This is a genomic window from Nocardia farcinica, assembly GCF_029867845.1.
Lineage (GTDB): Bacteria > Actinomycetota > Actinomycetes > Mycobacteriales > Mycobacteriaceae > Nocardia > Nocardia farcinica_A.
Window position 1 is genome coordinate 1 of the sequence record NZ_JARWRU010001340.1, and the last position, 9,421, is coordinate 9,421.

8 protein-coding genes are annotated in these 9,421 nt (G+C 72.5%); 3 read left to right on the forward strand and 5 right to left on the reverse strand.

The genetic code is table 11. The annotated features are described in order from the left end of the window. The first annotated feature begins 180 nt into the window (after positions 1–180). Complete coding sequence (locus tag QH283_RS30085; RefSeq protein ID WP_280506292.1) at positions 181–1,020, forward strand: hypothetical protein; 840 nt, start codon at positions 181–183, stop codon at positions 1,018–1,020. Between the two features lie 11 nt (positions 1,021–1,031). On the opposite strand, the gene QH283_RS30090 is transcribed toward QH283_RS30085, so the two are convergent. Then, the gene (locus QH283_RS30090) at positions 1,032–2,285 is read right to left on the reverse strand and encodes an RNA polymerase sigma factor (protein ID WP_280506298.1); all 1,254 of its coding nucleotides are present in this window, start codon (positions 2,283–2,285) and stop codon (positions 1,032–1,034) included. Then, complete coding sequence (locus QH283_RS30095) at positions 2,258–2,677, reverse strand: YciI family protein (protein ID WP_280506293.1); 420 nt, start codon at positions 2,675–2,677, stop codon at positions 2,258–2,260. Before QH283_RS30095 ends, QH283_RS30090 begins: the two co-directional genes overlap by 28 nt. 271 nt (positions 2,678–2,948) lie before the next feature. Here QH283_RS30095 and QH283_RS30100 point away from each other — a divergent pair, with 271 nt between their 5' ends. Next, entirely contained in the window at positions 2,949–5,000 is a 2,052-nt protein-coding gene (locus QH283_RS30100; RefSeq protein ID WP_280506294.1) for a PhoX family protein, read from the forward strand. Positions 5,001–5,009: 9 nt separating this feature from the next. Here QH283_RS30100 and QH283_RS30105 read toward each other — a convergent pair whose 3' ends face one another. The 3 genes from QH283_RS30105 to ggh all read right to left on the reverse strand — a co-directional run bounded on the left by QH283_RS30105 (position 5,010) and on the right by ggh (position 8,098). Next, positions 5,010–5,756 carry a glycoside hydrolase family 25 protein gene (locus QH283_RS30105; RefSeq protein ID WP_432420810.1) on the reverse strand — a complete coding sequence of 249 codons (747 nt, stop codon included), beginning with the start codon at positions 5,754–5,756 and terminating at the stop codon, positions 5,010–5,012. Beyond that, complete coding sequence (locus tag QH283_RS30110; protein WP_280506295.1) at positions 5,720–6,682, reverse strand: hypothetical protein; 963 nt, start codon at positions 6,680–6,682, stop codon at positions 5,720–5,722. The genes QH283_RS30105 and QH283_RS30110 overlap by 37 nt, the downstream gene beginning before the upstream one ends. 78 nt (positions 6,683–6,760) lie before the next feature. Further along, the gene (ggh, locus tag QH283_RS30115; protein WP_280506296.1) at positions 6,761–8,098 is read right to left on the reverse strand and encodes a glucosylglycerate hydrolase; all 1,338 of its coding nucleotides are present in this window, start codon (positions 8,096–8,098) and stop codon (positions 6,761–6,763) included. Between the two features lie 256 nt (positions 8,099–8,354). Here ggh and QH283_RS30120 point away from each other — a divergent pair, with 256 nt between their 5' ends. After that, positions 8,355–9,056 (forward strand): SDR family oxidoreductase, encoded by a 702-nt coding sequence (locus tag QH283_RS30120; RefSeq protein ID WP_280506297.1) that lies wholly within the window; start codon positions 8,355–8,357, stop codon positions 9,054–9,056. Positions 9,057–9,421: the final 365 nt, after the last annotated feature.

The window sequence follows — 9,421 nt, forward strand, 5'->3', positions numbered from 1 at the left end:
TGGCGCCCCCCCCCCCCCGCCCCCTTCCCTCCCCCTCCCGCCGGCGCGGCCTGCGGGGCCCCGCCCCGCCCCCCGGCCCCCGCCCCCCGCCCCGGCCCCCCCGCCCCCCCCCCCGCTGCCCCGCGGGGGTGGCCAGGAACCCGGAACATCCGGTCCACCACACACTTTCGAGGAGTCCCCATGGTCCGCACCCTTCGCATCGCCGTGCTCGTCGTCGCCGTCCTCGCGGTCGGCGCCTACTTCTGGCACGGTGTGACCTACCAGCCCAGCTCGCCCTGGGAGCCGGGCCTCACTGCCTGGATGAACGCCTACCTCGCCCTGCCGATCCTCGCGTTCGTGGCGGTGAGCACGGTCTTCACCTTCACCTCGCGCGGCCTGTTCGGCGGCGGCCTGTTCGGCGGTCTGCTCGGCGGCGACCTGGCCGCGGCGCTGACCGGCGGCAACTCCGGCGACTTCCGCACCGCCCCCGTCGGTCTCGGCACCGTGCGGGCGGTCGGGGAGACCGGGGTGCAGGTCAACGACCGGCCCATGGTCCGCATCGACCTGAGCGTGGAAGGGGTGGACGGCAAGGTGTTCCCCGCCTCGGCCAGGATGGTGGTGCCGCTGACCGAGCTGGCGCTGCTGCGGCCCGGCGTGGTGCTGCCGGTCCGCTACCTGCCGAACGGTTCGGTGCGCGTCGACCTGTCCGGCAACAGCGCCGCCGCACAGCAGGCGATGAACGAGTCCATGTTGCGCAAGGGCTTCACCACCCCGGCCAAGCTCGACATCGCCGCGCGCGGCATCGCCGCCCAGGCGGTCGTCCGGTCGCTGGACGTGACCGGCGAGATCCGTGACGGGTTCACCGAGGTGGTGCTCGGCCTGGCTGTCACCCGACCCGACGGGAGCATCTTCCACACCCGCGCCGCGAAGTTCCTGCCCCCGGCCGGGGTGGCGAATGTGCAGCTCGGGCGGATCGTGCAGGTGCACTACCTGCCCGGCGGCGAGCACGAGGTGGTGCTGAGCGTCCCGGTGAACGCCTGAATCCGGCGTGTTCACCCGCCGAGCGCGGCGGCCTTCTCCTCCAGCACCGACCGCTGGGCGGCGTTGTTGCACAGCTTCGCCGCCCGCAGATATTCGTCGCGGGCCCGCGCCGTCCGCCCGGAGCGGGCCAGCAGTTCCCCGCGCACGGCCGGCACCAGGTGCGAGCCGGGCAGCTCGATCCCGTCGACCAGGGCGAGCCCGGCCTCCGGCCCGGAGAGCATGGCCACCGCCACCGCACGGTTCAGTTCGACCACCGGTGAGGCGGTGGCCCGCACCAGCGCGTCGTAGACGGCGACGACGCGCGCCCAGTCGGTCTCGGCGACCGAGGGCGCTCGCGCGTGGCAGGCGGCGATCTCGGCCTGGGCGGCGTAGGGGCCGAGACCGCGTTCGCCGCGGGCACGCTCCAGGGCGGCCAGGCCGCGGCGGATGGCGGCACGGTCCCAGCGGGTGCGGTCCTGGTCCTCGAGCAGCACCGGCCTGCCCGCGGCGTCGATGCGGGCGGGGAAGCGGGCGGCGGTCAGCTCCATGAGGGCCAGCAGGCCGAAGACCTCCGGTTCGGGGGCCAGGCGCGACAGCACGCGGCCCAGCCGCAGGGCCTCGCCCGCCAGGTCGGTGCGCAGCCAGGTCTCGCCGGCCGACGCCGACGAGCCCTCGGTGAAGATCAGGTAGATCACCTGGAGGACCGAGCCGAGGCGCTCCCGCCGCTGCCGTGTGTCGGGCACCTCGAAGGCCACGCCGGCCGCGGTGAGCGCCTTCTTGGCGCGGGTGATGCGCGCCTGCACGGTGGACACCGGGACGAAGAAGGCCTGTGCGATCTCCTGACTGGTGAGGCCGCCCACCACCCGCAGCGTCATCGCGATCCTGGCCTCCTTGCCGAGGATCGGATGGCAGGCGACGAACATCAGGGCGAGCACGTCGTCGTCGATGCGCTCGGGATCGAACAGGTCGTCTTCGACGGATTCGCACAGGTGCGCGGCGAGTTCGGCGTACCTGGCGTCGAGGCGGGCGCGGCGGCGGAAGCCGTCGACGGCGCGGCGGCGGCCGACGGTGAGCAGCCAGGCGGTCGGTTCCCTCGGCACCCCGTCCACCGACCAGGAGACCAGCGCCTCGGCCAGCGCCTCCTGGGCCAGATCCTCGGCGAGTTCGACGTCGCCGGTGTAGCGGGCGAGCCCGCCCACGATCCGGGCGGACTCGCTGCGCCACACCGCCTCGACGGTGCGACGGACGCCGCCGCCGGTCACAGCTGGCCGGTCTCCTCGCGCCAGGCGCGCTCCCTGGCGACCCACTCGTTGTCCTGCGGGAACTCGTCGATGGTGGGGATGCGCCGGATCTCGATCCTGCTGCCCCGCTGGTTGGGCGCCCGCTTGGCCCACTCGATCGCCTCCTCCTTGGACGCGACGTCGATGATGTAGTAGCCGGTGAACAGCTCCTTGGTCTCGCCGTAGGGGCCGTCGGTGACCACCGGGGTGTCGCCGGTGAAGTCGAGGACCACGCCCTCGGCGGGGTCCTCGAGGCCTTCGGCGGCCAGCAGCACGCCCGCGCGGATCAGCTCGTCGTTGAACCGCCCCACCTTCTCCAGCATCTCCTCGAACGGGATCTCCGACATCGCGGCCAGCGCCTCGTCGGTCGGCCGCCAGATCAGCATGTACTTGCTCATGGTGTGCTCCTCGGTTCGCCGGGCCCCTCGTGGGCCCCTCACCACAAGGTCGAACGGGCCGCGGCCGGATCGACACCTCGCCGGAGAAAGTTTCCGACCGATTCTCGATCCACCCACCCTAGCCGCGGGCCCGGCGCGCGTCAGCGCGGCTCGGATCGCGCGCGTGGCACGGGATGACAGGTGGGCGCGCGACGTTGGCCGGCCGTTCACCACGGTGACGCCCGCGCCTCGCCTACGGCGTCTACGGTGCGCGAACAGCCCTCAATCAGGAGTGATCGTGAAGCCTCTCGCCCTCTTCGTCACCCACGACGGACGCTCGTCCCGGTCGAGGACGACCTGCGAGTACAAGTGCGCCAACGCCTGTTTCCACGAAGTCCCCAACACCTCCGCCAATCCCTACTTCGGCGACATCGTCTCCTCGCTCAACCGGCGCGGGCTGCTCAAAGCCGGCGCGGCGGCGGTGCTGGCGGTGGGCGCGGGCAGTGCGCTGGCGGCGTGCGGTGGCGACGATTCCGTCGCGGCGGGGGCCGGGGAAGGGGCGATCCCCGGCACGGATTTCCCCCCGGTGGCCCCGAACACCGAGGACGCGGTCGTCGTCCCCGAGGGATACGAGCAGGCCGTGGTCATCCGCTGGGGCGACCCGGTGCTGCCCGACGCCCCCGGCTTCGACTTCGACCGTCAGACCGCCGAGGCGCAGAGCGGGCAGTTCGGTTACAACAACGACTTCGCCGCGCTGCTGCCGATCGACGGTGAGCCGGGCAGGTTCCTGCTGGTGGTCAACCACGAATACACCACCGGCCCGGCCATGTTCCGCGGCTACGACCCCGAGTCGCCGACCGACGAGCAGATCGCGATCACCATGGCCGCGCACGGACTGAGCGTGGTCGAGGTGCACGGCGCATCCGGCTCCGGCGCGCTGACACCCGCCTTCGGCCGGTACAACCGCCGCATCACCGTCGACACCGAGTTCCTGCTCACCGGCCCGGCCGCGGGCAGCGACCTGGTACGGACCACCGCCGACCCGACCGGCACGACAGTGCTCGGCACGATCAACAACTGCGCGGGCGGCGTCACGCCGTGGGGCACGGTGCTCTCCGGCGAGGAGAACTTCCACGGCTACTTCGCCGAGGCCCAGGCGGTGACCGGCGAACGGGCCGCCGCCGCGTTGCGGCGCTACGGCTTCACCGAGGGCGCCACCGCGCACAAGTGGGAACGTCGCGACCCGCGTTTCGACCTGGCGCGAGAACCCAACGAGGCCAACCGGTTCGGCTACGTGGTCGAGATCGACCCGTGGGACCCGCACTCGGTGCCGGTCAAGCACAGCGCGCTGGGCAGGTTCAAGCACGAGGGCGCCACCATCCACGTCACGGCGGACGGCACCGTGGTCGCCTACACCGGCGACGACGAGCGCTTCGACTACATGTACAAGTTCGTCTCCTCGCGCCGCGTCCAGCCGGGCACCGGCGCCGCCGCCCGCCGGGCGAACATGACCATTCTGGACGCGGGCACGCTGTACGTCGCCCAGGTGAGCGGCGACCACGCCGACGAGATCGACGGTTCCGGCGCCATGCCCGCCGAGGGTTTCCGCGGCAGGGGCCGCTGGATTCCGCTGCTGGAAACCGGCGAGGACGGCAAGGGCCGCTCGCTGGTGGAGGGCTTCACCGCCGAGGAGGTCGCGGTGTACACCCGCTTGGCCGCCGACGCGGTGGGCGCGACGAAGATGGACCGCCCGGAGGACTTCGAGGCAAGCCCGGTGACCGGCAAGGTCTACGTGGCGCTGACCAACAACGACAAGCGCGGTACCGAGGGCAAGCCCGTCGCCGACGAGGCCAACCCGCGCCACCTGAACAAGAACGGCCAGGTGCTCGAGATCGTCGACGACCACGCGGGCACCGAGTTCACCTGGTCGCTGCTGCTGGTCTGCGGTGACCCGGTGGCGGCGGACAGCTATTACGGCGGCTTCGACAAATCTCGGGTCAGCCCGATCTCCTGCCCCGACAACCTGGCCTTCGACCCCTACGGCAACCTGTGGATCTCCACCGACGGCAACGCGCTGGAGGCCAACGACGGGCTGTTCTCGGTGGTGCTCGAGGGCCCGAACCGGGGCGAGACCAGGCAGTTCCTCACCGTGCCGAAGGGGGCGGAGACGTGCGGTCCGGTGATCACCGAGGCCAGGGTGCTGGTGTGCGTGCAACATCCCGGCGAGGACGACGAGGCCACCGCCGACGCCCCGAGCTCGCACTGGCCCGACGGTGGCGGCTCGCAACCGCGCCCGGCCGTGGTGGCGGTGTGGCGCTCCGGCGGCGGCCGCATCGGCGTGTGAGGGGCGCGTTCAGCTGCTGCCGAACAGCCCGCTCATATTGGCCCAGCGGCCGAGATCGCCCTGCGCGCCGCTGTAGACGTTGATGTCGGTGGGACCCGCGATGCCGGGGATGGAGCCGCGATCGGTGGTCTGCCAGAACGTCCAGGTCGGCCACCCGCCCGGCACCTCGGGGGCGGGGTTGCCGCGATAGTCGGCGATCCACAGCGGGTACCGGGTGAACTGGTCGGTGTCCGCCATGGCGGTGCGCCAGAACACCGGATAGGTGTAGATGATCGGCATCCGGCCGGTGAGGGCGCGCACCGTGTTCAGATAGCGGTGCGTCCAGTCGATGAGCGCGGCGGGCGACAGGCCGCCGGAGTGTTCCAGGTCCAGCACCGGCGGCAGGTCGAGCGGACCGTTCTGGCCGAGCACGGTGGCGGCGTAGAAGACCGCCTGCGGCTCGGGCGGCAGTTCGGGCCGGGCGTAGTGGTAGGTGCCGCGCGCCACCCCGGCGGCGCGCATCATCAGCGAGTCCGGCACGAAATAGGGGTTGACGTAGCTCAGGCCCTCGGTGGCCTTGACCATGGCGAACGGGTGGCCCGCCCGGCGGACGGCGAACCAGTCGATCAGTCTGCCGCCGGTGTGCTGCCAGGAGGACACGTCGGGGCCGGTCGGGGCAGCGGCGGCGGGCGCGGACACGGTCGCCGGGAGGACAGCGCCGAGGGCGAGCGCCGACAGCATCAGTGCGCGGGTCGATCTCCGGGAGCGGGAGTCCATGTCCGCGAACGATAGCTACTGGTTAGCTCTGTGACCAGTGTTGCTGGTGTGTCGTCGCGGGAGTGTCCGGGTTCCGGGAGGAGGCGTTGCGCGCCGCGATAGTCCATCAGCGCCTCCGTCCAGCCGGCGACGCCGCCCGGCACCGGCCAGGCCATGGTCCGCTCATGGCCGTAGGCGAAACGGGCCATGCCCGCGCCCATCCGCTCGGCGGCGGCCCGGCGGGCGCGGTCGTCACGCAGCCCGGCCAGCACCTTGCGCTGGTGGTCGACCGTGCCGAGGATCGCCTCGGTCTGCCTGGCCGTGCTCCAGCCGCGCGCCAGCACGATCGCCGCCGGTTCGCGGTCCTCGGCCAGCGCGGCGACAGCCCGGTCGTGACCGTCCAGGATCACCCAGCCGTCCAGGCCGGAGACCTCCCACAGCAGCACCGGCGCCAGCACCCCCGCCCGTGCGCCTTCCCGCAGGGCGGGCATCCACGGGGCGTCGGGCTCGGTCAGCGGACGCAGCGGCACCACCGCGGTGCAGCCGCGCCGCCAGTTCAGATAGCCGCCCGGCCAGTCGCGCACCAGTTCACCCGCCCAGCTGCCCGGCGTCAGCCGCCTGCGGGGTTCCAGCAGCCAGCGACCGGGGTGCAGCGGGGAGTTGTCCGCGCCGGTCAGCAGGTCGGCGAAGCAGGACAGCCAGCGGGCGTCGGTCTCCGGCCCGGCCTGCGCCGCCGGCTCCAGTCGGGGGAAGGGGGAGCGGAAACCATCCCGGCGGAACAGTTCGACGCCGGTGCGCGCGGCGTCGATACGGCCGAGCAGGATCGCCAGACCGTGCTGGCGCAGCAGCATGCGGTCGTCGCCCGCGACCTCCATGTGCAGGGCCGGGGGACGGAGCGGGCCGGTCGCCGAGAGCACGACCGCGTTGTCGAGGTTCTGACGCTTCATACAAATGTCGACTTCACAGGATGTCCGGCCGCATCGCGCATCGCACAGGCAGCATTGCATACGCAGCATTGCACACCGTCAGCCCAGCCAGTCCAGAACCGAGGCCGCCGTCCACGACTGCTGCATACTGCCCAGCGGTTCGCCGGTGAACGGCTCGTAGTACTCGGCGAAGCTGCCGTCGGCGGCCTGGCGCAACCCTTCCGCCCGCAGATGGTGGGCGCGCTCGGCCCAGCCGCGCCGGGCGAACACCCAGGAGAACAGCCAGCTCATCACCGGCCAGACCGGGCCGCGCCAGTACTCGCGGGGACGGAAGTCCTTGGAGATCGGCGAGGTGGACGGCGGCAGCGCGTAGCGCAGATCGGGGTGGCCGCAGAAGCGCGGGCCCTCGAACAGCCGCAGCAACGTGCGTTCGGTGGCGCGCGGCAGCCCGCCGCACAGCAACGGTGCGAAACCGGCGATGGTCTCGGTGCTGATCAGCTTCTGCAGGCGCACGTCGAAGTCGCGGGCCACGCCGGTGCGCGGATCGGTGGTGGCGATGACGCCGTTGCGGAAACGGTCGGCCCAGGCCCGCAGGTCGCGCACATCGGCGTGGGCGAGCCGGTGCTCCTCGCCGATGTCGGCCAGCACCTCGCAGGCCAGGGCGAAGATGGCGGTGACGAAGACATCCTGCACCGCGAAACTCATGGTCTCGCGCAGCTGGTCGTCGTCGTAGCCCACCCGCCGCATCTGCTCGACCAGCCACAGGTAGCGGTCGTACTCGCGGTCGGTGGGACGCTGGGTGGGATCGGAGACCACAAGCACGTCGGCCCGCTCGTAGGGCGGCAGGTCGCCGGGAACCACATTGGCGTAGGCGCGATCCCAGCGCGGGGAGTTGTCCATTCCCGACTCCCAGCCGTGGTAGAGCGTGACGCGCCCGGTGGCCTCGGTGTCGCGAGCCTCGGCCAGCCAGCGGTGCCAGCGCACCAGATCGGGCCAGCGGCGGTTGAGGAACTCCTCGGCCACCGCCCTGGTGCTGCGGCCGTGCCTGCGCGAATGGTCGAGCACGCGCTGCACGGCGATGGCGTGCACCGGCGGTTGCATGATGCCCGAGGTGTCCGGCCCGTCCGGCGCGTGCGCGGCCAGCTGCCTGCACTCCCAGCGCGAGGGGCCGGGGAAATAGCCGTCCTTGCCGTTGGCGAAGACGATGTGCGGGATCATCCCGTTCTTCCACTGGGCCGACAGCAGGGTGTCCAGTTCGACGACCGCGCGTTCCACGCTCAGCGGGGCGAGACCGACTGTCACGAAGGCGGCGTCCCAGCTCCACATGTGCGGGTACAGGCGTGGCGCTGCGGTGGTCATGGTGCCCAGGTCGTTGCCACGCAGGAGGTAGGCGGCGCGCGCCGCGAGTTGCGTGGGGGTGAACCCTGGATGTGCCATTGCTCCATTCTGCGTTGCCGGGCGCTTACTCGCCCGCTCTGCGGGGGATGTACGCAGCGCGCTATCCGCGTGTCCGCCGGGACGTCCTCCGGCGTGTTCCGGCCCGCGGCGGTGACCGGCGATATCTGCCCCGGGCCCCTGTGGCGATGTCTGCGCCGGCCCCTGTGGCGATGTCTGCGCCGGGCCCTGTGGCGATGTCTGCCCCGGGGCCTGGCGATGTCTGCCCCGGGCTCGGGCGATGTCTACCCTTGGCGCCATGACCGCAGTCACGAGCCTGCCCAAGCCCGCCGCTCTGATCACCGGCGCGAGCCGAGGACTCGGCGCCGCCATCGCGCGCGAGCTCGCCCCCACCCACGAGTTGCTGCTCGGCGCGCGCAGCGAGGAGGCGCTGGAGCCGATCCTGGCCGAACTGCCCGACGCGCGGCCGTGGCCGGTGGAGCTGACCGACTACGAGGCGGTGGCCGCCGCGGTGGCCCCGATCAGCAGGCTCGACGTGCTCGTGCACAACGCGGGCGTGGCCGATCTGGGCACCGTCGCGCAATCGTCTGTGGCGCAATGGCGTCGGACGTTGGAGGCCAATCTCGTCTCGGTCGCCGAGCTCACCAGGCTGCTGCTGCCCGCTCTGCGCGCGGCGGGCGGTCATGTGGTGCTGATCAATTCGGGGGCGGGCCTGCGCGCGAACGCGGGGTGGGCGTCCTACGCGGCCAGCAAGTTCGGTCTGCGCGCCTTCGGTGACGCGCTGCGACTGGAGGAGCAGGCGCTGCGGGTGACCTCCATCCATCCCGGCCGCATCGACACCGACATGCAGCGCGAGATCGTCGCGGGCGAGGGCCGTGAGTACGACCCCGGCGAGTTCCTGCGCCCGGAGACGGTGGCGCGTGCGGTGCGTCAGGCCGTGGAGACCCCGCGCGACGGGCATCCCACCGAGATCGTGCTGCGCCCGGTGCCCGCCCGGTAGGCGCATCGCCGCGGGCCCGGCGTGCGCCGTGGCTCCCGCGCGTTCCGGGGCGCGACACCGCCCGGCGGCTCGCACGTGCCGGGCGTTCGCCGCCATCCGGCCTATCATCCCTGCATTCGGCGAAATCGGCACCGACGACCGCTGACCCGGCCGGGGCATCCGGCGCGGTACCGCGGGGGAAAGGGCAGGTGGGCGCTGTGCGACGACGGGAACTGCTGCTGGCCGCGGGCACGGCCCTGCTGCTGACCGGGTGCACCGCGCTCAGCGAGGCCACCGACGCGGGCGTGCCGGGCGCGGGCCCCGGCGAACCCGCGGCTGCCCCTCCCGCCCCCGCCGCGCCCGGACCGCCGCTGCCGCCCCCGCCC